The sequence below is a fragment of the Moorena producens 3L genome (genome assembly GCF_000211815.1).
GTDB classification, from domain to species: domain Bacteria; phylum Cyanobacteriota; class Cyanobacteriia; order Cyanobacteriales; family Coleofasciculaceae; genus Moorena; species Moorena producens.
Map to the genome: position 1 here is coordinate 244,363 of NZ_GL890930.1, position 24,497 is coordinate 268,859.

Genomic DNA, 24,497 nt, shown 5'->3' on the forward strand with positions numbered 1-24,497 from the left:
ACACTAGGTGGTGGCAAAGTGCTCCCGCAGCAAATCGTGGATGAATCGATAGCGTCCACCGACTTGCTTGATCAGGCGGCGTTCTGTGGCATAGCTCAGGAAATCAGCGTAATCCCAGGGGATTGAACCACTGCGCCAGAGAATGAGGCGGAGGACGAAGTGCTGAATGACGGGTTTGCCAGCAAATGAAAAGCCAATTAACATTGCCATCCCAAAACCAAAAATTAATGTACTGAATAGTTCAAGATTCCTTCCCAAAGCTAAAGTAAGTAATACAAACAACAACAAAGTTACAGGCAAACTAATTAAACTAAGAATAACGGTATTTTTAGCAGATTCTTTAATCCCCTGATTTGGTTTATTGCTGGTTTTTTTTTCTTCTCCAATCAGCACTTCACTCAGCCCTTCACTCAGCGCGACAATCAGCGCGACAATCAGCCCGAAAATCAGCCCGACAATCAGCCCTGCAATCAGCCCGACAATCAGCCCGACAATCAGCCCGACAATCAGCACGATAATGATATTTTCAATATTTTTTTTAATTTCTTGCCATGAAAATGGCATAGTTTCATAAGGGCTTATATTATTATCAATCAGCCCTGCAATCAGCCCGAAAATCAGCCCGACAATCAGCCCGAAAATCAGCCCGACAATCAGCCCGAAAATCAGCCCGACAATCAGCCCGAAAATCAGCCCGACAATCAGCCCCAAAATCATCCCCAAAATCAGACCGACAATCAGACCAACAATCAGCTTATACAACCTATTTTCTATGGAACTATTCAACATATCAGGCTGCATTTTTTCAATCAAAAACTCGGTTTGTTTTCGATCCTTCAATTGTTTAGCAAGCCAGCCTAACCAGCGCCTGGTATCCTCTTCTGAATAACCTCGACGGTTATGGTTTTCCTTTAGTTTACGGTTAATGTAATCCTCAAATAACGTTTGACGGCATTGGTTCCGATAGGCTTCCTTTGCTTTAGGATCCTTAAACTCTCTTTTTACTCGCTTCAACCCATCGGGATAAGCAACGGGAATCAAATGCAATAGTAAGGGCATTCTGGCTAACTCTAGCAACCCATCTGAATCTTGCTGAATTCCTGGCCAGAGGTGGTAACACTTTAACCGTTTTAAATAAGCTTCAATCTGCTGATCGGTTAAAGGTTGCAAACAGACTGCTCCCCGCATTTCCAGAATTTGCTCACCGGCTTTGTATTCTTCGTCACGACAGCAGACCACAATTTGAGGAACATCTTTGAGAAACTGATTTAATTGCTGAACACATAAGTTCTGCCGCTCTAAACCCAACTCATCTAAACCATCCAGAAGAGGTAACAACTGACCGGTTTTAATCCACTCCTGAGTAATGGCTTCGGGGAGATTATAACGAGACTTTAAATAAGCTGCTAACCATTCAGCAATGGGCTGCTTATTATCTTTCCAATCCGAAAGTTCAGCAATAATTGGAATAGGTTGGTTTGGCTGCTCCTGGGCACGTCTAATTAAATCCTTGCCCAAATCCAACAGCATGGTGGTTTTTCCAGAACCAGGCGCACCGAGAATCAACAGTTTCCCGGCAATATCCTCTTGGTTAAATACCTCAATAACCTTTTGACCTGGTTCAGACTCTGTAGTTACTCGACGAAACTTGAGCAACTGTTTCCACCATGGAGGAGAATTGCTAAGATTGACAGTAATTTTTTCTGGACGACCCACTTGCTCTCTCTTGTCTGCCATTACCAACTGAATCAATTGGTCATTGTGCAGGGAGTCGTCAAGGCGCATGTTAACTTCAGCTGCCATTGCTTCCAGCAAGTCCTTGCGCCATTGCTGTAAATTTACCTGTGGAATCTGTTTAGGGATTTGAGTTTGGTTACCTAGTTTAGTTGTGAGTAAATACCCAATTGTAGGTAAGGCGAAGACGTAACCAATACCTAAAATCCAGTAGACTTGTTGGAACCAGTCGTTATCCTGTTCTGCTGATGGTTTAAAAACTAAATGTCCTCCTACAGCACCTAAGACTCCATAGATTGTGCATAGAGCAATTACTATAATTTTGCGAAGGCGAGTGTTTTGCTCCTCAAAGCGATTGATCAAAAGTCCGACAATACAGGTAAATATTCCTAGTAATACCAATAGTAGTAGTTTAAGGACGTTGGGATTGGTCAGATATTCAGCAAGGTTCATGTCTGAAGGGATGCATCTCAAAGTTGTAAATCTATAACGAAGGCGATGGAGCGCGGTATTGGGGGTTTACCCCACTCGCTATTGCCGTGGTTTACCCCACTCGCTATTGCATCAAGATAGTCAGATGCACCCTGTCTAAAGCGAGCACTGTTTGATGATTTTATGATAGTTTAACGAATTGGCGTCTATACAACCAAGGAACAATTAAATATTCTACGCAGTTTGATAAAACAGGAATGTGGGGGAAGTTTGGTAAGTGGGGGGAGTGCGATCGCTTTCTAGATATAGATGGTGCGTTACATTTCACCGCGAAGCATCCTAAAAGAGCGATCGCAGTTGGGGGGATTCCATAAAAGTCTGCCAATGGATCAAGAATAATAGGGAGTGTGGGAAGTGTGGAAAGTTTGGTGAGATCGGGGCGATCGATATACTTAATTACAAGCGATGCAGCGCGGTCTTGGGGAGCCAGTGCGGTCTTGGGGGTCTCCCCCATGAGCAACTGGCGTGGTTTCCCCCATGAGCGACTGCATCAAGACAAGGTGACATGGTCCCACACTCCCCACTCTAGGTTGTGGCAAAGTGCTCCCGCAGCAAATCGTGGATGAATCGATAGCGTCCACCCACTTGCTTGATCAAGCGGCGTTCTGTGGCATAGCTCAGGAAATGGGCGTAATCCCAGGGGATTGAACCACTGCGCCAGAGAATGAGGCGGAGGACGAAGTGCTGAATGACAGGTCTGCCAGCATATGAAAAGCCAATTAACATTGCCAGGCCAGAAGCACCAATTAACATGCTGAGTAGTTTAACATTCTCTCCTGATACTAGATCAGGTAATACAAACAACAAGAAAGTTCCAGGAAAACTAATTAAACTAAGAATAACGGTATTTTTAGCGGATTCTTTAATCCTCTGATTGGGTTTATTTCTGGTTTTTACTTCTTCTCCACTCAGCCCCCTAATCAGCCCATAAAGCAGCCCTATAATTAGCCCTCTAATCAGCCCAACACTCAGCCCAACACTCAGCCCATAAATCAGCCCAACACTCAGCCCATAAATCAGCCCATAAATCAGCTCTTCAATTATTTTTTTTCTGTCTTTCCATGAAAGTGTAATAGTTTTAGAAAGATCTACTTTATTAAAAAATCGCCCATAAATTACCCCATAAAATAGCCCAAGACTCAGATCAAAAATCATTGAAAAAATCAGCCCATAAACCAGCCCAAGACTCAGCTGATACAAACCCTTTTTTCGGGATTTATTCAACATATCAGGCTGCATTTTTTCAATCCAAAACTCCGTTTGTTTTTCCTCCTTCAATCCTTTAGCAAGCCAGCCTAACCAGCGCCTTGTTTCCTCTTCTGAATAACCTCGACGGTTATGGGATTCCTTTAGTTTACGGTCAATGTAATCCTGAAATAACTTTTGACGGCATTGGTTCTGATAGTCTTCCTTTGCTTTAGGATCCTTAAGCTCTCTCTCTACTGGCTTCAAACCATCGGGATAAGCAACGGGAATTAAATGTAATAGGAAGGGCATTCTGGCTAACTCTAGCAACCCCTCTGAATCTTGCTGAATTCCTGGCCAGAGTTGCTGACAGTTTAACCCCTTTAAATAAGCTTCAATCTGCTGATCGCTCAAAGGTTGCAGACAGACTGCTCCCCGCATCTCCAGAATTTGCTCACTAGCTTTGTATTCTTCTTCGCGACAGCAGACCACAATTTGAGGAACATCTTTGACAAACTGATTTAATTGCTGAACACATAACCTTTGCCGCTCTAAACCCAACTCATCCAAACCATCCAGAAGAGGTAACAACTTACCGGTGGTAATCCACTCCTGAGTAATCTCTTTGCGGAGATTATAACGAAAATTTAAATTAGCCACCAACCATTCAGCAATTGGCTGCTTATTATCTTTCCAATCAGAAAGTTCAGCAATAATTGGAATTGGTTGGTTTTCCTGCTGCTGGGCACGTGTAATTAAATCCTTGGCCAAATCCAACAGCATGGTGGTTTTTCCAGAACCGGGGGCACCGAGAATCAACAGTTTCCCGGCAATATCTTCTTGGTTAAATACCTCAATAACCTTTTGACCTGGTTCAGAGTCTGTAGTTACTCGACGAAACTTGAGCAACTGTTTCCACCATGGAGGAGAATTGCTAGGATTCACAGTAATTTTTTCTCGACGACCCACTTGCTCTCTCTTGTCTGCCATTACCAACTGAATCAAGTGGTGATTGTGCAGGGAGTCATCAAGGCGCATGTTAACTTCAGCTGCCATTGCTCCGAGCAAATCCCTGCGCCATCGCTGTAACTTTGCCTGTGGAATCTGTCTAGAGATTTGAGTTTGCTTTCCTGGCCTAGTTGTCAGCAAATACCAAATTGTAGGTAAGACGAAGAGGTAACCAATACCTAAAATCCAGTACACTTGTTGGAACCACTGGGTATCCTGTTCTGCTGATTTTTGAGAAACTAAATTTTCTGCTTGATGAGCTAAGAATACATAAACTATTACGCATACAGCAATTACTATAATTTTGCGAAAGAGAGTTTTTGGCTGCTCAAAGCGATTGTTCAAAAGTCCGAGAATACAGATAAGTAGTCCTAGTAGTAACTGGAGTAGTCTTTGAAGGACGTTGGGATTGGTCAGATATTCAGCAAGGTTCATCTCTGAAGCGACCTCTGTTTTATTACTCTATGAAATTTTAACGAATTGCTATCGATATAGCCAAGGAAAAATCAAATAGTGCGATCGCTTTCTAGCTATAGATGGTGCGTTACATTTCACCGCGAAGCACCCTACGCACTCACGCCAACAGCTATCAGCTATCACCATCATCGAGCAATTGTTGATGATTTTCTAGTTCCAAGATGTCTTCTCGATTGACAACTTCATCACTAATTTCAAGGATAGAATCTGCTGAGGAAAGCTTGTTGTTGAGCAGATTTTTAATTTCTGTTTCACCCATAGACATTCCTTCCTCAAAGAACCGTTGACTGCTATTGGTACTATCAACAAAGAAGCCACGTGACTGTTGGGGCAATTTGAAGTCAGAGGGCAATGACTGAGCCTGGACATTAGAGACGATGCCAGCAGTTAAGGCTAGGGCTGTCAAGGCTAGGCTTGTCTGTTTCCCAAAGCTGGGAAGGATCTTAGTTAGGGTCGGTTTCATGATGTGACATTAATTTTGTGCACCTACTTAAAAATCCAAGTATTTGGCTAGCCATTCCGGAATCTAGTTATAAAAATACAAATTAAAGTAGGGTGGGCAAAGTTCTCTGATTAAAGTAGGGTGGGCAAAGTAAGATTATCTATAAGAGTAATTTGAACGCAACGGTTTTTGCCCACCCTACAACTACAACTAGTAGGGTGGGCAAAGTAAGATTATCTAGAAGACTCAAAAGAACGAAACGGTTTTTGCCCACCCTACAACTACAACTAGTAGGGTGGGCAAAGTAAGATTATCTAGAAGACTCAAAAGAACGAAACGGTTTTTGCCCACCCTACAGGCTTAAAGAGAATCTAAGTATTTGGCTAGCAATTCCGGAATATAGTCATAGCCATCTACGCCAATGACAGCAATAATTTTTGACCGTTGCTGTGCCAAAAGGGTTTGGAAGCCTTCTTGTCCCATTTGTCCTTGCAAAATACTTAACAACCCAGCTGGTTTGCGCCAATCTTCAGACCCAATTTGCTCTAATAGATAGGCTCCTAAACTAGCGGTGTAAATCACTTTTTGCCAATCTTGCTGGCTGTAGCAAGCTTGGGCTAAGTAGGCCAAATTCACGCCTTGTAAGTACAAATCCCCAGAAAATTGGGCGGCTTGCCAGCCTTGTTCTAAAAATGCGATCGCTTTTTGATACTGCTCGACCACCACATGGGCAATTCCCAAACTACTGAAACACAAGGCTTTACTTTGCCCGACCCCATAACTCCCTGCTGGAGAATCCCCTAATCGTTCTAACAATAATCGACCTTGTTCTAGATAGTTAATGGCACTTTCATACACCTCTAGTTCTGCTTGTTGGCTATCCTGAGCTTGAAACACTTCACTGTAGCCGAAATTCACTAAAGCATTAGCTTCCCCTAACCGGTCTCCAGCTTGACGAGCCAGTATTAATGCTCGTTGACTATAGTTAATGGCATCAGCATAATTCTCTTGCTCGACACAAATCCGACTGAGGTGATTGAAATTAGCAATTTCACACAATCTATCCCCAGCCTCACGGGCAATATCTAAGGCTTGCTGATGGAAGTTATTGGCTCGATCATAGGCTCCTTGAGACCAAAGGGAATAACCCAACAAGGTTAGAATCCGGGCTTTCTCCTCGGTTCGGTCTACTTGCCGCAGGGGTTCATCTAGGTAATTCAGGGCATCTTGGAGATAGTTGCCGCTAAAGTTAGCAAACACACCACCGTAGAGGGGGAAGTAGTCCCGTTGGGCAAAGGTGCGCAGAATTTGCAGACAAACCTGAAAACAGCCATTTGCGATCGCGTAGCGGCTCGTACCGAGCATCGCATTGCCGTTGCTACTACTTGCTGTCTGGTTCAAAACATTAGCTAACCTAGACCAAATGACAGCAAATATGATAAAGGTAGAAATCGATAACTTTGCTCCCATCTTGGAGTCATATACCATTTTATCGAACCAATTCACCAGTCCTCGCTGCAAGCACTGGAGAATCACAGCCAATTCCACCCAAGCCTCTAGTTCCAAACTGGGCTGAGTATCTGCCCATTCATGGAAGGATTGATTTAGCGCTAGAGTTTGAAATAAAGACTGGGGTAACGGGCTATCGACCTTTTTCCCCCACAGCCCCCAAGGGCCACGCTGTTCCGGAGTACCCTCAAATCCCAGTGAGCCTCGACTTTGGTCATAAATCCAACTCACTAGATAATCTTCCAAGCGTTGCCAAGATGCCAAACCCGCCGTAATCCCAGCGGCCAGTTGTCCAAGGTCTTTAGCAGTATCAGATTCAGAAGCTTGTTGTGCCTGTTGCTTTAGGGGTTTAGCCAGGCTCGCCAGTTGTTGTAAAGTTAGCGGTGGTTGTTGATTGGGGTCAATCACTCGCAATAAAGCCGTAAAGCGGTCAGCCGGTTCAGCAGTAGTAATGGATTTAATAGCGCTAGTGATAGTTTCAGAAACTCGGTTTTCTTCCTGCCACTGTTCCCATTCACCACGAATGGTATTAAGCGCCCTGAGTTTCCGAATTGCCTTGGCTTGCTTCAATTCACTTTTAGGATTATCTATTTCTGCCTGAGTCATATCGAAGCGCTGATCAAGGCAACGTTCAAAAATTTCCCCAGTGCCAACCTGAACGCCCTTGACCAACATCTGATAGACCTGGGATTTAGAACGGATCTTCCCCTTCAGGGTAGTTTTGACAATGTCATCGATTAATTCAAAATAGCGATCGCCCAATCCCATCTCGTTAGACATAAACCTTTTGCCTGATCCGTGCCGACTTTACTCAAAAATAGCTCAAAATCAGAATAGACTTCTGGCAAGTCTAGTTAACTGTCAACATGATTGTAAGCATTCAGCGGTCAGCGGTCAGCGGTCAGCGGTCAGCGGTCAGCGGTCAGTGGTCAGTGGTCAGCCGTCAGCCGTGAGCTAAAAGCTCACGCTACTTGAGATGCTTATTTTATTCAAAAGCATCTCAAGTAGCCTGGCCACAGGCCCATAGCTGATAGCTGATAGCTGATAGCTGATAGCTGATAGCTGATAGCTGATAGCACCATCTGTAGCGCATTAGCTGAATGCTTAGACATGATTCGGCAATGTTACAGTAAACAAAGTCCCCTTACCCAACTCAGACTTAACTTTGATCGTTCCTTGATGAGCTTCGAGAATTCGTTTGGAAAGATATAGTCCTAAACCACTACCTGAGCGTTTGTGGCTACCCTGGCGAAACCGTTCAAACAACTGTTTTTGGTCTTCTGGGGATATACCAAAACCAGTATCTTCCACCTCAATCACCACCCACGTCTGATGCCCTTCACTAGTGTTGGGACTATTCCTCAGACGAACCGTCACAGAACCATTGTCAGTGAATTTAATGGCATTTCCTACCAAATTGGTGAACAATCGGTGCAATTCTAAGCGATCGCTCATCACTATCGAGTTAACCTGCTTCGGGGTCTGATAGTCCAAAGACAGTTTTTTATCACGAGCTAGGGCAGACAGTTCTTGGATGACTTCCTCAATAACCTGTTGCACAGGAATGGCAGAGAAAGACAAATACTTCCGACCGGCTTCATAGCGATAGACTTCTAGTAAGGTATTCACCATACTCAGCAAATTGTGGTTACTGCGAGTCATGGTGACTATGGCTTCCAGGACTGGGGGTGAAATTTCTCCCAAAGCTCCCTGCTGCATAAGGTTTAGGATGCGATCTGCTGCTACTAAAGGGGTGCGCAAGTCATGGGTAAGCCGAGAGACAAAATCTTCTCGTTGCCGAGCAATTTCGTCCCGTTCATCCACACTATGTTTGAGGCGCAAAAGCGATCGCACTCTGGCCAGCAATTCATCCACTTCTACTGGTTTACGAATAAAATCATCCGCCCCCATATCCAGTCCTTTGACCACACTCGGATGATCATAAGCGGTGATCAACAAAATTGGTATAAACGGTAACTTGGGATTGGAGCGGATGCGCTTGGTTACTTCAAAGCCATCCATTTCTGGCATCATCACATCCAAAAGCACCAATTCCGGCGGAGAGCTCTCTATTCGCTCTAGGGCAACCCGACCATTCTCTGCCAAAGTAATCTCGTACCCCTCTTCTTCTAAAAGCGTCTGCAGTAGAAACAAGTTGTCAGGGGAATCATCCACAGCCAAAATCTGATCTTTTTTGGAAGGGCGGGTTAGAGGTAAAGCATTCATTGAATCATTTCGTTGGTAAGTCGGAAGTGGAAACCCCTGTCATTGTCTTGATGCAGTCGCACTATGGGGGTTTCCAGGCCAGTTGCTCATGGGGCAGACACCCTCATCAAAGCACTGGCTCCCCAATGGCTGCGCTGCATCGCTCACAAACAGCAGCCTCAGTTCGCTTAATTAAAGATAGCAATACTTATCGCTAATGCCTTGAACTAAAATGCCTTTAACTCAACCATTAACTGTTGATAGATTTAAGCTTGCTGTTGACCCCACGGCTATAGGATCGATATCAATAGAATCCAAGCGGTTTTAACCGGTTGAGATCTCAAAATGGCAAATTGGGCTTTACAGGCAAAGAAAAAATTGCCAATAGCCAAGGTCGCTGAAACCCTTAGGGATTAAAGGCTTAGTCCAATTTTTGATTTTCCTTGTTTCTCACAGTCACTATGCAGCGCGTTTCAATTTTTGTAAACTGGAAGGAATGGTTTGAGTTTAAACTTAATTTTTTGTAAATTATTCTGGTAACCTATGTGCGACTATGGTAAGATCAGCAGCTTATAAAGCTACATTTGCTGCACCAGTCAAAGCTCCTGAACGCTCTGGCCAAGTTACCCGAAAGCCTTATCCCAAATATAAGGTAATTGTGTTAGACGATGATTTTAACACGTTTCAGCATGTTCACGACTGTCTGGTCAAGTATATCCCTGGGATGACAAATGATCACGCCTGGGAGCTCACCCATCAAGTTCACAACGAAGGTCAAGCCATTGTTTGGGTCGGTCCCCAGGAACAAGCGGAACTCTACCACCAACAGCTTTCTCGTGCTGGCTTAACCATGGCTCCCTTGGAGGCTACATAGTATTATGAGCCAACCCAAAGACGGCAGACTGGTTTGGAATCACTCTACCCACATTCAGGGTCTCATTCCAGTTCTCCAACGACTCACCGATTACCCAGGTATTCAAACCATTACCCCTGCTGTCCTTGGGCGGGCAAGAAGTCACTGTCCTAAATTACAGTTAAAAGTATCAGTGCCAATTCGTGGGGGATTCAAGGTGATTGCTAGGTCTGGTAAAAGCTTTCAAGAGGTGTTCATCCTCACCAACTTGAGTAAAGTGGAATTAGAAAAAGCGATCGCTCAATCACTAAAACGATAAGTAGATAGAATTTAGAATTTAGAATTTAGAATTTAGAATTTAGTTGTAGGGTGGGCATTGCTTGAAATCAACCCCCAACCCAGGCAGAATTCATCTGAGCAATGCCCACCAACCAGGATACCTTAGGCCTGTTTCCAACTCCCAAACATTCTGGAATTTACATCAGTCTTTGCCCACCCTAGGGTATTGGTGGGCATTGCCCATATCATTGATAGCTGTTCAATCATGATATTCCGAGAGCAATGCCCACCCTACAATTTTACTTGAGTAAAGTGGAATTAGAAAAAGCGATCGCTCAATCACTAAAACGATAAGTAGATAGAATTTAAAATTTAGTGCTACATGGAGCTATTCTATAATTCTACATTCTACATTCTACATTCTTCATTCTTCATTCTTCATTCTTCATTCTTCATTATGATTGCTCACACGCCCCAATACTGACCCAACTGCTAGAACCATCATCCCAATGCTCTTTTTTCCAAATCGGAGCATTATGCTTCAAGGTGTCAATAGCATACTTACAAGCTGCAAAGGCTTCTGAACGATGAGGACAGCCAACAGCGACTAAAACGCTAATTTCCCCAATTTTTAAGCGACCGATGCGATGATGGATTACCACCCGATTCACATCAGACCATGAGGCACGAATCTGGGCAGCAATTGAGGAAAATACCCGTAATGCCATGGGCTCATAAGCTTGATACTCTAATGCTACCACTGGTTTCCCATCAGTCTGATTACGGACTGTGCCACTCATCATCACCACAGCTCCATTAGCCGGATCTTCAGCAAGGGCGTAAAGTTCTGATAGGGATAAGGGAGCGATGGTGATTGAAAAACTATCTACCGTTTGCTTTTCAGTGATCTTGGGCAGGGGAGTCATTGCCTGAGAATTCTAAGAAGTGTTAAGATTAGTAACAAATTCAGCTATAATATAGTTTATTTATATTTGTTGGTTGGATTTAATCAATACCCAACCTTAGCCCCATGTTCCGATTTGTTTAAAATACTTTAAAAATTAGGAGCAGGTGCTCTAAATTCAGATAGTATACCTAAATAATATTCAAATAATATTAAATTAAATCAGAAGTTTTTTCTCTGACAAGGGCAATGATGGCGTTGTGGAGGGCTATTTCTCAGTAGCCCACAAACATCTGCCGTTAATCCATTGATGCTACCTATCCTTAACCTCAAGCTAATTCAAGTCAAGCTCATCCTAGCTGATCAGTGATCAGTCTTATCGTCTTGAGCAACAGCCAACCTAGGGCTGATCATAACTAGGGCTGATTATAACCCGTTTGGAGATTATTTGATGGCAGGAGGAGAAGAGGCTGATGAACCAGCAAAGCTGGCAGCCCAAAACTCTTATAAAAGAATTACTGACCCTGAGCTCCAACAGGCGTTTGATGATGTCACAGCATTAGCCGCACAAATTTGCCAAACGCCCATGGCTCTGATTACCCTGATTGACTGTTACTGTCAATGGTGTCAGTCTAATCTGGGCTTAGATGAAACGTCAATAAGTCAAAATACCTTTTTATCCGGCCATCGGATTGAGTCAGCTGAGGTATTGGTAGTTCAGGATACCCTGGCTGATCAACGGTTTGCCACTGATCCTTTAGTTACTGCTGAGCCTCATATTCGGTTTTATGCTGGAGTTCCCCTAATTACCTCTGAGGGATACCCTCTGGGAACACTTGCCGTAATCGATCAAGTGCCAAAGGAACTTCAGCCACAACAGTTAGCGGGATTACAAGCCTTAAGTCGTCAACTGATCAGCCAACTGGAGCTAAAACAACAGTTAGCGGATTTACAGCAGCCTCAGTTAGAAAACCAAGGTTTTGAACCTGAATTTACCCAGGTTGACCAAGAACTGCTGGATTTTTTAGAAAATGGCTGCGTTGGTCTCCATTGCGTGGATAGCAATGGCATTATCCTGTGGGCTAATCAGGCAGAGTTAGATCTGCTGGGTTACAACGCCGACGAGTATATCGGTCACCACATTGGTGAATTTTACCCGGAGCAAGAGGTAATTGAAGATATCCTGGCCAGACTAACTGCTGAAGAAACCTTAAAAAACTACGAAGCCAGACTCTTGTGCAAAGATGGCTCGATTCGCCATGTGCTGATTAACTCTAATGTCCTCTGGAAAAATGGCAAATTTGTCCATACCCGATGTTTTACTCGTGACATTACTGAATGGAAACGGATCCAGCAAGAACGCGATCGCTTTTTTGACCTCTCCCTGGATTTGCTGTGTATAGCTGGTTTCGATGGCTACTTTAAGCGCTTGAGTCCTTCCTTTACTAGCACCTTGGGTTACACCGAAGCAGAACTAAAAAGCACCACGTTTTTCAATTTTGTCCATCCCGATGACCGAGGAGCAACCAGGGCGGAAATAGAACAATTGGGGACTGGCATCCCTACTGTCTACTTCGAGAATCGCTATCGCTGTCAAGATGGGTCTTATAAATGGCTAGCCTGGGCTGCTTATCCAGTAGTGAACGATGGTTTAATTTATGCGATCGCACGGGACATTACCGAGGCCAAACAAAAGCAAGCCAGCCTCGAAGAGAGTGAAGCTCGCTTCCGGATGATGGCTGATCATGCCCCAGTAATGATCTGGATGTCAGGCACTGATAAACTTTATAACTTTTTCAATCAGCTTTCGTTGAACTTCACCGGTAAGACCCTCGAACTTGAATTGGGCAAGGGCTGGGCTGAAGGGGTGCATCCTGATGACCTAGAGTTCAGCTTCAATACCTATATATCTGCCTTCGACGCCAGAGAAAATTTTCGCATGGAGTACCGCTTGCGACGTAGGGATGGGCAGTATCGTTGGATATTAGATATAGGCACTCCCCGATTTACCCCCAATGGGGACTTTGCCGGTTACATTGGTTCTTCCATTGATATCACTGAGCGCAAACAGGCGGAAGAGGCCCTGCGTAGACAGGGTCTGATTTTTGAGAGTATCTTCGATGGGATCATAATCACGGACTTAGCCGGTAGGATAATTGATTGGAATCCTGCTTCAGCGCGAATATTCGGCTACACCAAAGCTGAGGTATTGGGTAAAACTGCAGGGATTTTGCACCGACCGGAAGAGGCGGCTGTTCTAACCGAGCAGATTATCCAGGAGATGACCAGTTCGGGACGTTGGTCTGGGGAGATTCACTTTATTGGCAAAGATGGCAAGTGTGGGGTGTGTGAAACGGTGGTAGTACCTCTTTATGATCAGCAAGACAATATGGTGGCAACCATTGGTCTAAACCATGATATTACCGAGCGGGAGCAAAATCAGCAGCAATTGTATCAGAGCGAGGCTCGCTATCGCGCTATTGTCGAAGATCAAACAGAACTCATCTGTCGTTTCCGTCCTGATGGAACTCTTACTTTTGTCAATGGTGCCTACTGTCGCTATTTCAGCAAGTCAGAGCAAGAGTTGATTGGGCAACGGTTTTTGCCATTGATTCCCGATCAGGATCTCAAAAGGCTAGAACAGTGTATTACTTCTCTAAGCCCGGAGAATCCGGTAGAAACGGTTGAACACCGGGTGATTATGCCCACAGGAGAGATTCGCTGGCAGCAGTGGAGCGATCGTGCCATCTTTAACGAGCATGGTCAATTAATTGAGCTCCAGGCAGTAGGGCGGGACATTACTGAACACAAGCACGCAGACGAGCAACTTTTGCAAAAGTCTCAGGCTCTGGAAACCTTCAGTAACAACCTCAAACACCTACATCGGCTGAATACCACCAATTACCAAAACTTTGACTTGCTGTATACTGACTATCTGGAGACGGGTTGTGAAATTTTAGGCATGCCCACTGGCATTATTAGTCAAATACACCTTAATTCCTACACCATCCTGTCGGTCAGGTCTGATCTAGAAGGGTTAGTCTCTGGCTCAGAGTTTGAATTAAAAAATACCTATTGTGCTGTAGTCGTTCGCGAAAAAAAGACCATTTCCTATACTCATGTAGGTGAGATGGAGCTAATGCATGCTCATCGAGTCTACCAAACTCTAAAACTTGAGTCCTATATCGGGACTCCCATATTTGTCTATGGTGAAGTCTACGGCTCCCTCAATTTTTCCTCAACCCAGGTCAGAGAAAGGGATTTCCAGCCTCACGAACGGGAAATTGTAGAATTAATGGCTCAAAGTCTTGGTCGATTAATTGCAGCTCATCAAGCGGAAATAGAGCGCCAACAGGCAGAAGCTGCACTGCTCGGTAGTGAATCGACCCTGCGTAGTTTTTTCAACAGTTCCGCACTATTGATGGGGGTCGTGGAACTGTTGGATGATGACATCCTGCATATTTCTGATAATAACAGTACAGCGAATTTTTTCGGGACTACACCCGAGGCCATGCAGAATCGGTTAGCCAGTGAGTTGGGGGCACCCAAAACTCATATCCATCGGTGGATTACCCATTACCGAGAAAGCCAACAAAGCAATCAGCCCATTTCCTTCGAGTATGATCACACCACTGAAACCGATACCCGCTGGTTATGCGCCACTGTATGCCCAATTCCCGACACAACCACTCCTCGCCCCCGATTTTCCTATGTGGTGGATGACATTACTGAGCGTAAGTTAGCAGAGCAAGAACTCAAGCGCCAAAATCAGCGATCGCAATTGTTTTCAGAAATTACCCTGAAAATCCGCCAGTCTCTACAACTGGATCAGATTCTGCAAACGGCGGTTACAGAAGTGCAACAATTTCTCAAGGCTGACCGAGTTGTACTGTTCCAACTGAGTTTTGATGGCTGGGGGAAAGTGCTTCAAGAAGCAGTAGTACCTGGTTGGCCAATCATGCTCGGACAAAGCATCGAAGATCCTTGCTTTCATGAAGAGTACCTGGACCAGTATCGTCAGGGAAGGGTTAGCAACATCTGTGACTTAGAAAAATCTGATATCCAAGCTTGCCATGTAGAAATGCTGCAACAGTTTGGGGTAAAAGCTAACCTAGTGGTGCCAATTCAGCAACAAGACCAACTTTGGGGTTTGCTCATTGCCCATCAGTGTTCGAATCCACGACAATGGACTAACTTTGAAAGTGAATTGTTGCAACAACTGGCCGACCAAATTGGTATTGCCTTAGCCCAAGCCCAGCTTTTAGGAACAGAAACCCGTCAGCGTCAGGAACTTGCCCGTTCTAATGCTGAACTGCAACAGTTTGCCTATGTAGCATCCCACGATCTACAAGAACCCCTGCGCAAGATTCAGGCATTTGGCGATCGCCTTCAGACAAAGTATCATGAACAGTTAACGGAGCAGGGTCAGGACTACCTGGAACGGATGCAGAATGCTGCAGCACGGATGCAGGTGTTAATCAATGACTTGCTTAGCCTTTCCCGGGTGACCACCAAGGCCAGACCTTTGGTTGCGACTAATCTGGCTCAAGTGGTGCAAGAGGTACTCTCTGATTTAGAACTACGTATCCAGCAATCTGGTGGCGTAGTGGAAGTCGGTGAACTACATACTATTGAAGCTGATCCCCTGCAAATGCGTCAACTGTTGCAAAACCTGATCAGTAACGGACTTAAATTCCGACCAGAACCAAGAGGTAACCTCGTTAAAATTTATAGCCAACTGCTTCAGGAAAGTTTTCCCTTAAGTTATGGAGGCGCAACCGTTAATCAGCGTTGTCAGATCATAGTCGAAGACAATGGTATTGGGTTTGACCCCAAGTATGGCAATCGCATTTTCCAAACCTTTCAACGGCTCCATGGTCGCAGCGAATATGAAGGAACCGGCATCGGTCTAGCTATCTGCCGTAAAATTGTGGAACGCCATAATGGTAGCATCATGGCAGAGAGCACACCAGGACAGGGGGCTAAGTTTATTGTTAGGGTGCCGATTAAACAAAATTGAAGCTGGAAGATTGTTCGCGTAGCGTGGCCGAAAGGCCAAGGTTAAAGGTTAAAGGTTAAAGGTTAAAGGTTAAAGGTTAAAGGTTAAAGGTTAAAGGTTAAAAGTTAAAGGTTTAAGGTTAAAGGTTAAAAGTTAAAGGTTTAAGCTTAAACGTTAAAAGTTAAAGGTTAAAGGTTTAAGCTTAAACGTTAAATAATGAAAACATACTAGTAGTTGAGTGACTAATCCATAAAATACTTCAAATTTACACCTTTATACTTCATAACCCCTTCATAATGCCTTTATAATTCCTTTATAATTTTTGGTCGAGGAGATAATGCTGAGTGAATGAAAGCCGAAATCCCGTGATAATTTTAATGGCAGATGATGATCCGGATGATTGTCTATTGGCAAGGGAGGCTCTGTTAGAGAGTCAGTTGACCGATGAGCTATACTTTGTCAGTGATGGCGAGGAATTGATGGATTATCTGTATCACCGTGGTAAACACAGGCAGGCGAGCATGTCCCCTCGTCCAAGTTTAATCCTACTGGATTTGAATATGCCGAAAAAAGATGGTCGTGAGGCCCTCAGAGAAATTAGGGCTGATCCTAATCTACGAGTTATACCAGTTGTAGTGCTGACTACCTCAAAGGCTGAAGAAGATATCTATCACAGTTATAACTTAGGAGCAAATTCTTTCATCGTTAAGCCTGTCACCTATAGTTCCCTAATTGAGGTGATGGAAACGTTAAAAAAGTACTGGTTGGACATCGCCGAATTGCCCCCCGAAGGGAATAGATTGCCCTAACAGACTACCATGAGTAAATACTCACAACCGCCAGCTGAACGTTCTGATGTTTCTACTGATGTTTCTACTGTATCACTAAAAACTGATCCACTCAGGACTATTTCCAAAACCGACCCTCATCAATGTTCGTTGATCACAAAGCCAGCAAATTGCTTACCCTTTTCAGAACTCAGAACTCACCACCCTCGACTAATTTCCTTCGATTCCTCTGGTGCCAGACCAATGTACAACCCTTTGGTTAACGTATTACTCGTTGATGATGACGAAGATGACTATATTATAACTCGTGATTTACTGTCGGAAAACCGGAGAGCTAGATTTAGCTTGACTTGGGTGGCAACCTATGCTAAGGGCTTAGAAATGATTGGTCAGAACCACCATGATGTTTATCTACTGGACTACCGTCTTGGTGAGCATAATGGACTTGAACTCCTAGGTGAAGCCATTGCCAGGGGGTGTACAGCACCGATTATCCTCCTAACTGCTCAGGGAGACCATGAGGTTGACATGGAAGCCATGAAAGCTGGGGCAGCAGATTACCTGGATAAGAGTCAACTTAGAGGACCTTTACTAGAGCGTTCCATCCGCTATGCCCTTGAGCGCCAGCAAGCGCAACAAAAAATTCGGGAACAAGCAGCGTTGTTGGATGTGGCAACCGATGCCATTCTGGTTCGGGATCTAGACAATACTATCTCATTTTGGAATAAAGGAGCGGAGTGTCTATACGGTTGGCAGGCAGCAGAAGTGATTGGAAAAAAAGAGCATCTACTGCTGTACGAACAAGCACCAGCTGACCTAGCCGAGGCAGACCAAAGTGTTGCCAAAACAGGGGAGTGGTATGGTGAGTTGAATCAAGTCACCAAAGATGGCAAAGAAATTATTGTTGAAAGTCGCTGGACTTTGGTGCAAAATCCTCAGGGACAGGCCAAATCAATCTTGATTGTCAATACTAATATCACTGAAAAAAAACAACTGGAAACCCAGTTTCTCCACGCTCAGCGCATGGAGAGCATTGGTACCTTAGCTGGGGGCATTGCCCATGATTTGAACAACTTATTAGCTCCTATTCTAATGTCAGCTCAACTGTTGCAGCTGAAAATCTCAGATCAGCGGCATTTGCAACTCCTAAAAACTGTAGAGAATAATGCTAGGCGGGGGGCTGGTTTAGTCAAGCAAGTTTTATCCTTTGCTCGGGGTATTACAGGTCAACGAACGGTTTTACAAGTCAGGCATTTGATTCGGGAAATTCGCCACATTATCCTAGAAACATTTCCCAGATCCATTGAATTGTCTACGGATATAGACCCCAATCTTTGGTCTGTATCTGGGGATGCCACACAACTGCACCAAGTTTTGATGAACCTCTGCATCAATGCTCGTGATGCTATGGTTGATGGTGGAACGTTGACATTGTCTGCTCAAAATATTTTTTTAGATCCAAACTATGCCAGGATGCATATTGATGCCGATGTCGGTCCCTACATTGTGGTGACCGTTGCTGATAGTGGCATTGGTATTCCCCTGAAAATACAGCCAAGAATTTTCGAGCCATTTTTCACTACTAAAGAAATCGGTCAAGGTACAGGACTGGGTTTGTCTACTGTCAGAGGTATTGTGAAAAGTCACGGCGGTTTTGTAAATGTGTATAGTGAAGTGGGCGTAGGTACTAACTTTAAAGTATATTTGCCAGCAGTAGAACACTTCCCAATTCCTTCCGAGGAAGAACTAGAACTACCGACAGGAAACGGTGAGTTGATTTTAGTGGTGGATGACGAAGCTGCTATTGGTGAGATTACCAAGACTTCCTTAGAAAACTATGGCTATCGGGTGATGACTAGCAGGGATGGTAGGGAAGCGATCGCACTCTATAGGCAACATCAGGATGACATTAGATTGGTGCTGATGGATATGATGATGCCGGTTATGGATGGACCAACAACCATCCTTCAATTGCGAGAAATTAACTCGCAGCTCAAAATTATTGGCATCAGTGGGTTGCCTATCAGTGATAAAGTCGATGCGGCGGCTGAAGCTGGGGTTAAGACCTTTTTGTCTAAGCCTTACACCGCTAAGGAATTATTGCAGGCTATTGATGGTGTGCTTAAAGGTAGTTAATTGTTATATAGCAGTTGTCAATTTGGTGAGTACAAAGTTATCGGTTTTAGGGAACAGCGGATCTGGGAACAGCGGATCTGGGAACAGAAACATTTCTTAACCTTTACTTCGACTGCTATAATTATTAAGTTTAATGGTTAATTATTTATTTCAGTTGTGTAAGCATTCAGCTATCAGCTATCAGCTTATGCGCTAAAGATGGTGCTACTTGAGGTGCTTTTATTCAAAAGCTGACGGCTGACGGCTGATAGCTGATAGCTGAATGGCTTTTGCCGTTAAAACTTGACTATAAGTTAACGATTACAGGGGAATGGTCGCTAGGTTTATCTAGTTTTCTCGGTTCTATGTCAATGGTACAACTAATCGCTTGATTGTAAAGATTGGGGGTTAGGTAGATATGGTCAATCCGCCAACCCCGATTACCCCGAAAGGCACGGGTGCGATAGTCCCACCAACTAAAATTACCCCCTTCTTTGGTAAATTTGCGAAAGGCATCCCCTAAACCTAGGTCTAAGACAGATTGTAGGGCTTGACGTTCTACTGGGGAAGCCATGATGTGCTTTTCTTTGCCTTTAGGATTATGGATATCCCGGTCTTCTAGGGCAATATTAAAGTCCCCACATACACAAAGTTCATGGGACTGTTCTTCTAGGATACTGTGTAAATAGTCCCGCAGTATCTTCAGCCAACGCAGCTTGTAGTCGTACTTCTCACTGTTGACCGAAGCCCCATTGGGAACATATAGGTTAACAATGCGGACGCCGTCTACTGTAGCGCTAATCACTCGCTTTTGTTCATCTAGGTCCCCCACCTGAGCTGTATCCAACACGGCAGCAAAGCCCATACTTACGTCTGTAGCTGGTTTCCGGCTAAAGATGGCTACACCGTTATAGGATTTTTGCCCAGAAATATAAAGGTAATAACCCAATTCTTCAAAAAGCGATCGCGGAAACTGGGCATCAACTACTTTAGTTTCTTGCAGGCAAAGCACATCTACTTGGGTACGTTGCAACCAATCTATTACTTGAGCTTGGCGACTCCGAATTGAGTTGACGTTCCAGGTAGCGATTTTCATTAGTCCTACAGCTGATTAAATTTAGTCCAAAACAGACAGCAACTACCTCTACACCAGCATTGGGGAGCAAGATATATATGCCTTCCACTCAGACATCAAAACCAGAGTACCATAGTTTTCAAGAGGCGAGTTTAGGCGTAAATTCGCCAGATATTACGTCGGACAGATGACGCTAATCCCCTTCAACTAAATTGAAGGGGTTGATTACAGTTTTTGATAACAGTTGATTAGGAGCTTGAAGTTTTTTTGAGTAATGGATAATGGGGCTTTGGGTAATTTATTATATTACCTGTTACCTGTTACATTTTGCCTTGTATAAATTGGTGTTCTGCCACCAACCTCCCTAACTCAGGCAACAAAGCCAAGTTACGAGGTCGCTGGAGACGATAAACACTACACTGATTGGCAAGCTGAGCACACTGAAGAAGATGGGATGCTTTCTCAGAGTCAAATAAACTGTTTAGACGGGAGTGATGGGATAGTTCCATCACCGCCTCCTGAAGTTTCAGACGCTTAATACTCAACTGTGAACCTGAAACCAGTACATAGATGCACCGGATTGGTAGTAGCGCTTGGGTAAAATCCTGATTTAACAGATAGCCAGGTTTATTTAACTTCGGTACCAGCAGACCCAGCTTATCCTGGTCATATCCCAAAACCTTAGCTACTTCTCGACTTAGTTTAATTTGAGGAAAGCTAGGAGCAACTTTCGCTTTCCCCTGATCCAATCTCACAGGTGCAACATCATCAGTGATGATTCTGTATCCCTGAGTATGGAGTGCAGCAGCAATTGAAGACTTACCTTCACCGGAATTACCCAAGAAAACAACCGCACCACCATTAATATTGACTACACTGGCATGTAGCACCAACAATCCCCGCTGATAAAGCAGAATCGCCATCACAGTTCCCACTAGAGCCGTTTGAATGCGGCTCAGGCAGGCTCCTGCTGCGGGAATGATTATAATCGTGTTTCCCCCCTGTACCAGAAACAGCCCTGTGTCTTTGAGATAAATCACTGCCTCATCTCGACTCAACTGGAAAGCCATCGGCTGCTGGATAACTTCCTTTGGAATGTAGTCACTGATTTTGCGATTCGGCGATCGCGTAGCGTGGCCTACGGCCTCAGCCGACGCTACGCGAACGCATCCCGTACTGTAATCATTACTCTGAATGTGAATCGTAACATCACACTCTACTTCTGCTGGGATAAACTCTGGGATTGGTAGCGCCGAGTGGATTCCCAAACCATAAGCAACATAGGAAAACAGCTTTTGCTTGTTGCCACCCAAGGCTTTGCAATCCACTGATTGGCTGTCAATTTCGGAGATATCGCCAACTGAACACTTAGACATTGTCTTAGAGATTGTGCCATCCAAACTCATAATTAATTTCTCAAATAACTATTGCGCGTAGATGCAATCACTAGAAACTGATGCAGTAGTTTCTTGACTCCCCTTGATGAGCCATTGCAGTTCAGAAATTACTCTGGCATCCGTTGCTCAAGCCTAATTGTAGGGGCCCAAGGCTTGCTCCCTCACTATATGTAGCTAAGTTTTAGCTATTATGGTTTAGTAATTAGCTTTTTCAGCTTAAAATCTAATTATCGTTAATAAAGCCCAATAAATTGCTGAAATTATTAAGATTAATTAATTACGCAATAAAAACGTAAAACCAAGTCTTTTATATTTCAATAATCCCCCTAAATCTACCTTAATAAGGGAATTGAGGGTTTTCATTAGTGATTTGAGATATAGTACTGGTTCCAAATACCATTCTAAAATTTGGTTCACAGTCCATAGCTGATCAATCTAATGGCAGATTTTCACCCCGGTAGCATTTAGACTATCTTCAACGGATTTAGCTTGATAATTTTAGCCCTTCAAGTCAATTAAACTGTATCCTAATTAATCGATTTTTTCCACAAATACCTAAAATTTTAATAAAACTTAAATTCTTTACCAAAATAAAAATTATAAAAATCAGCTAAAACAATTAGCCATTATTAGAGATTTTACAAATGATTTGTAAACCGAGATCGTGATTTTTTTATAATTAAAAAAACTCGGTATTCTTTACCCCTGTTAGCAGATACCGAGTTCCGTGTTACCTAAAAGGTTTAATTTTATGTTCACATCTCAAATGGAAATGTTATAGCATTAGCTAGGGAGTAGGGAGTAGGGAGTAGGGAGTAGGGAGTAGGGAGTAGGGAAGTCAGAAGGTAAGCATTCAGCAGTCAGCAGTCAGCAGTCAGCGGTCAGCTTATTTTATTCAAAAGCACCGATTGCGCTACTTGAGGTGCTGCGCGAACAGTACCGTGGCACAGGCTAGAAGCCTGTGACCCATAAGCTAATAGCTGATAGCTGATAGCTGATAGCTGATAGCTGATAGCTGATAGCTGATAGCTGATAGCTGATAGCTGATAGCTGATAGCTGATAGCTGATAGCTGATAGCTGATAGCTGATAGCTGATAGCTGATAGCTGATAGCTGATAGCTGATAGCTCACTGCTTACCTTCAAGTTAGCGATAATTTTTAGCCTGAGTTTCAAACAAATGGGCATAAGTACCATCTAACTGCATCAGTTCCCCATGGGTACCGCTTTCTACAATTGAACCTTGGTCCATCACATAGATTCGGTCAGCCATTTTTACAGTAGATAAGCGATGGGTGATCAGAATAGCAGCTTGATCTTCGATCAGTTCGCGGAATTTCATAAACACCTCGTATTCTGCCTTAGGATCCATAGCAGAGGTAGGCTCATCTAATACAATAACCTGAGAGTCTCGTAGAAAAGCTCGTGCTAAGGCTATTTTCTGCCATTGACCAATACTAAGTTCTTCCCCTTGGTCAAATAATTTCCCCAGCATGGTATTATACCCTTGGGGTAAACTAGTGATAACGTCATCAGCACCAGAACGACGAGCAGCATCAATAATAGTTTCGTGATCTCGTGGCAAATCAATGTCCGCTAACCAGATATTTTCCTTAGCCGTAAAATTATATTTAGCGTAGTCTTGGAAAATCACACTGATTTGGCGGCGTAAGTCAGCTATTTTAAAATTGCGGATATCAATCCCATCAATGGTGATGCTGCCAGCGGTTGGATCGTACAAACGACACAAGAGTTTAATTAAGGTTGTTTTACCGGAACCGTTTTCTCCTACTAGGGCGATAGTTTCCCCTGGTCGCACTGTAAGGTTAATGTTTTTAAGTGCCTTACGAGTTGTAGTACCGTATTGGAAACTAACATGATCGAAAACAATACCACGGCTCATGGAGTGGGGAATTGGTTTGGGATAAGTTGGTTCAACAACGTTAGGTTTTAGATCCAGAAATTCGTAGAGGTTAGCTAAGAATAAATTATCTTCATAAAGACCAGATATACTAGTTAGTAACGCTCGAATATTATTTTGTCCCCGCTGCAACGCTTGGTGATACAGCACTAAATCTCCTAAGCGCAAATCTCCATGGACAGTTTGATAGACAATAAAGCCATAGACAGAAAAGATTAACATTCCTGCAACGGCTTGAGCACAAAAGTTAGCAAAGGATCGTCCAGTAGCAATGGCTACTTTTTCTTTATAAAGTTGCTCTCGGATGCGACGATACCAGTCAGTAAAGAAAACCCCTAAATCAAACAAGCGAATTTCTTTAGCAAACTGGTCTGAGGTTAGCATATAACCCAAATACATGGATTGCCGTTCCATGGGTGTTTTTTTGCGCTGCCAACGATAGATAACCCGAGAGTATTTTAGCCGCACCACCATCGCGGGCATGGCAGCAATAAATAAAATCCCAGCAATTCCCCAATGGAGGGAGAGTAATAAACTCACCATCGCCAACAAGGAAATACTATTTTGAGCTATCTGTGTGAGACGATTTAGGACTCGGGGCGGTCGGTAGGGCGCTTCTTGTTGAGCTCTTTGTAACGTATCGTAGTATCGGGCATTTTCGTAGTACTCCAAGTCAGCTTCTAGGGATTTATCATGAATAATCCCTTGCATGTAGTCAGTCACTCGCTGAGAATGAGCAGTATTGACTACTTCAGCTAAGGAGTTGCAAAGAGTAGTGACAAGTGTAACTGTACCGGCTAAGATTAGGAAAAGTAAAACATCACGAAAGACGGCTTGTTTATCAGCAGTAATGAATCCGTCAGTTACTGTATCAATTATTAGTTTGGTAAGATAAATTGATAGTAGAGGTAATATCCCCTGAACCAGCAAAAGTCCTACGCGAGCTCCTGTCCAAAAGGGACTGCTTTGCCAGACTAGACGCAGTGCAGGCAAAAGGCGTAATGTTTGCTGGATTTTTGTTCTTAAGGTTTTGCCTGCTCCCATTTTTTGTGTTAAGGTTTAGTTGGTTAAAGGTTGAAGGTTAGTTGGTTAAAGGTTGAAGGTTAGTTGGTTAA

General features: G+C 43.8%; 16 protein-coding genes and 1 pseudogene. 7 read left to right on the top strand and 10 right to left on the bottom strand.

All coding sequences use genetic code 11. The features are described from left to right. Nucleotides 1–3: 3 nt before the first annotated feature. From LYNGBM3L_RS48770 to LYNGBM3L_RS17680, 5 genes are all read right to left on the bottom strand, one after another. Nucleotides 4–2,187: an NACHT domain-containing protein gene (locus LYNGBM3L_RS48770; protein WP_008186012.1), complete on the bottom strand. Its 2,184-nt coding sequence runs from the start codon at nt 2,185–2,187 to the stop codon at nt 4–6. A 160-nt stretch (nt 2,188–2,347) separates the two neighbouring features. Continuing rightward, nucleotides 2,348–2,680: a hypothetical protein gene (locus tag LYNGBM3L_RS43810; RefSeq protein WP_154659838.1), complete on the bottom strand. Its 333-nt coding sequence runs from the start codon at nt 2,678–2,680 to the stop codon at nt 2,348–2,350. A gap of 71 nt (nt 2,681–2,751) precedes the next feature. After that, on the bottom strand, nt 2,752–4,854 hold the full coding sequence (locus LYNGBM3L_RS17670) for an NACHT domain-containing protein (protein ID WP_008186016.1): 2,103 nt from the start codon (nt 4,852–4,854) through the stop codon (nt 2,752–2,754). A 154-nt stretch (nt 4,855–5,008) separates the two neighbouring features. Then, nucleotides 5,009–5,359, bottom strand: coding sequence for a hypothetical protein (locus LYNGBM3L_RS17675; RefSeq protein WP_008186018.1), 351 nt, complete (start codon nt 5,357–5,359; stop codon nt 5,009–5,011). Nucleotides 5,360–5,698: 339 nt separating this feature from the next. Next, a complete protein-coding gene (locus LYNGBM3L_RS17680; protein ID WP_044493625.1) occupies nt 5,699–7,627 on the bottom strand; it encodes a tetratricopeptide repeat protein in 1,929 nt (642 codons plus the stop codon). A 7-nt stretch (nt 7,628–7,634) separates the two neighbouring features. Here LYNGBM3L_RS17680 and LYNGBM3L_RS45865 point away from each other — a divergent pair, with 7 nt between their 5' ends. After that, on the top strand, nt 7,635–7,805 hold the full coding sequence (locus LYNGBM3L_RS45865; protein WP_154659839.1) for a hypothetical protein: 171 nt from the start codon (nt 7,635–7,637) through the stop codon (nt 7,803–7,805). Nucleotides 7,806–7,951: 146 nt separating this feature from the next. Here the strand turns inward: LYNGBM3L_RS45865 and LYNGBM3L_RS17685 are convergent, their stop codons facing one another. Further along, on the bottom strand, nt 7,952–9,073 hold the full coding sequence (locus tag LYNGBM3L_RS17685; protein WP_008186024.1) for a sensor histidine kinase: 1,122 nt from the start codon (nt 9,071–9,073) through the stop codon (nt 7,952–7,954). Nucleotides 9,074–9,605: 532 nt separating this feature from the next. Between LYNGBM3L_RS17685 and clpS the strand changes: the two genes are divergently transcribed. After that, the gene (gene clpS, locus LYNGBM3L_RS17690; protein ID WP_008186026.1) at nt 9,606–9,926 is read left to right on the top strand and encodes an ATP-dependent Clp protease adapter ClpS; all 321 of its coding nucleotides are present in this window, start codon (nt 9,606–9,608) and stop codon (nt 9,924–9,926) included. Nucleotides 9,927–9,930: 4 nt separating this feature from the next. Beyond that, nucleotides 9,931–10,224 (top strand): DUF2103 domain-containing protein, encoded by a 294-nt coding sequence (locus LYNGBM3L_RS17695; protein ID WP_008186027.1) that lies wholly within the window; start codon nt 9,931–9,933, stop codon nt 10,222–10,224. 415 nt (nt 10,225–10,639) lie between these two features. Here the strand turns inward: LYNGBM3L_RS17695 and LYNGBM3L_RS17700 are convergent, their stop codons facing one another. Next, the gene (locus LYNGBM3L_RS17700) at nt 10,640–11,110 is read right to left on the bottom strand and encodes a molybdenum cofactor biosynthesis protein MoaE (protein ID WP_008186028.1); all 471 of its coding nucleotides are present in this window, start codon (nt 11,108–11,110) and stop codon (nt 10,640–10,642) included. A 429-nt stretch (nt 11,111–11,539) separates the two neighbouring features. Between LYNGBM3L_RS17700 and LYNGBM3L_RS50435 the strand changes: the two are divergent. The 4 genes and pseudogenes from LYNGBM3L_RS50435 to LYNGBM3L_RS17715 form a co-directional block, all read left to right on the top strand. Continuing rightward, nucleotides 11,540–14,392, top strand: a pseudogene (locus LYNGBM3L_RS50435) (PAS domain S-box protein); the annotation flags it as partial. Beyond that, nucleotides 14,384–16,108 carry a PAS domain-containing sensor histidine kinase gene (locus tag LYNGBM3L_RS50440; RefSeq protein ID WP_131827381.1) on the top strand — a complete coding sequence of 575 codons (1,725 nt, stop codon included), beginning with the start codon at nt 14,384–14,386 and terminating at the stop codon, nt 16,106–16,108. The pseudogene LYNGBM3L_RS50435 and the gene LYNGBM3L_RS50440, both read left to right, overlap by 9 nt. A gap of 356 nt (nt 16,109–16,464) precedes the next feature. Beyond that, entirely contained in the window at nt 16,465–16,896 is a 432-nt protein-coding gene (locus LYNGBM3L_RS17710; RefSeq protein ID WP_008186031.1) for a response regulator, read from the top strand. A 222-nt stretch (nt 16,897–17,118) separates the two neighbouring features. Next, complete coding sequence (locus LYNGBM3L_RS17715; RefSeq protein ID WP_044493705.1) at nt 17,119–19,011, top strand: hybrid sensor histidine kinase/response regulator; 1,893 nt, start codon at nt 17,119–17,121, stop codon at nt 19,009–19,011. Between the two features lie 286 nt (nt 19,012–19,297). Here the strand turns inward: LYNGBM3L_RS17715 and xth are convergent, their stop codons facing one another. From xth to LYNGBM3L_RS17735, 3 genes are all read right to left on the bottom strand, one after another. Continuing rightward, nucleotides 19,298–20,086, bottom strand: a complete 789-nt coding sequence (gene xth / locus LYNGBM3L_RS17720; protein WP_008186037.1) for an exodeoxyribonuclease III — start codon at nt 20,084–20,086, stop codon at nt 19,298–19,300. 299 nt (nt 20,087–20,385) lie between these two features. Next, entirely contained in the window at nt 20,386–21,441 is a 1,056-nt protein-coding gene (locus tag LYNGBM3L_RS17725; protein ID WP_008186039.1) for a P-loop NTPase family protein, read from the bottom strand. A 1,167-nt stretch (nt 21,442–22,608) separates the two neighbouring features. Beyond that, nucleotides 22,609–24,426, bottom strand: a complete 1,818-nt coding sequence (locus LYNGBM3L_RS17735; RefSeq protein ID WP_008186043.1) for an ABC transporter ATP-binding protein — start codon at nt 24,424–24,426, stop codon at nt 22,609–22,611. Nucleotides 24,427–24,497 lie beyond the last annotated feature (71 nt).

What these genes read in the sequence shown, in the direction of transcription:
- LYNGBM3L_RS48770 (WP_008186012.1), bottom strand. Translation starts at nt 2,187, where the DNA reads ATGAACCTTGCTGAATATCTGACCAATCCCAACGTCCTTAAACTACTA.
- LYNGBM3L_RS43810 (WP_154659838.1), bottom strand. Translation starts at nt 2,680, where the DNA reads ATGGGGGAGACCCCCAAGACCGCACTGGCTCCCCAAGACCGCGCTGCA.
- LYNGBM3L_RS17670 (WP_008186016.1), bottom strand. Translation starts at nt 4,854, where the DNA reads ATGAACCTTGCTGAATATCTGACCAATCCCAACGTCCTTCAAAGACTA.
- LYNGBM3L_RS17675 (WP_008186018.1), bottom strand. Translation starts at nt 5,359, where the DNA reads ATGAAACCGACCCTAACTAAGATCCTTCCCAGCTTTGGGAAACAGACA.
- LYNGBM3L_RS17680 (WP_044493625.1), bottom strand. Translation starts at nt 7,627, where the DNA reads ATGTCTAACGAGATGGGATTGGGCGATCGCTATTTTGAATTAATCGAT.
- LYNGBM3L_RS17685 (WP_008186024.1), bottom strand. Translation starts at nt 9,073, where the DNA reads ATGAATGCTTTACCTCTAACCCGCCCTTCCAAAAAAGATCAGATTTTG.
- clpS (WP_008186026.1), top strand. Translation starts at nt 9,606, where the DNA reads ATGGTAAGATCAGCAGCTTATAAAGCTACATTTGCTGCACCAGTCAAA.
- LYNGBM3L_RS17695 (WP_008186027.1), top strand. Translation starts at nt 9,931, where the DNA reads ATGAGCCAACCCAAAGACGGCAGACTGGTTTGGAATCACTCTACCCAC.
- LYNGBM3L_RS17700 (WP_008186028.1), bottom strand. Translation starts at nt 11,110, where the DNA reads ATGACTCCCCTGCCCAAGATCACTGAAAAGCAAACGGTAGATAGTTTT.
- LYNGBM3L_RS50440 (WP_131827381.1), top strand. Translation starts at nt 14,384, where the DNA reads ATGGCTCAAAGTCTTGGTCGATTAATTGCAGCTCATCAAGCGGAAATA.
- LYNGBM3L_RS17710 (WP_008186031.1), top strand. Translation starts at nt 16,465, where the DNA reads ATGGCAGATGATGATCCGGATGATTGTCTATTGGCAAGGGAGGCTCTG.
- LYNGBM3L_RS17715 (WP_044493705.1), top strand. Translation starts at nt 17,119, where the DNA reads ATGTACAACCCTTTGGTTAACGTATTACTCGTTGATGATGACGAAGAT.
- xth (WP_008186037.1), bottom strand. Translation starts at nt 20,086, where the DNA reads ATGAAAATCGCTACCTGGAACGTCAACTCAATTCGGAGTCGCCAAGCT.
- LYNGBM3L_RS17725 (WP_008186039.1), bottom strand. Translation starts at nt 21,441, where the DNA reads ATGTCTAAGTGTTCAGTTGGCGATATCTCCGAAATTGACAGCCAATCA.
- LYNGBM3L_RS17735 (WP_008186043.1), bottom strand. Translation starts at nt 24,426, where the DNA reads ATGGGAGCAGGCAAAACCTTAAGAACAAAAATCCAGCAAACATTACGC.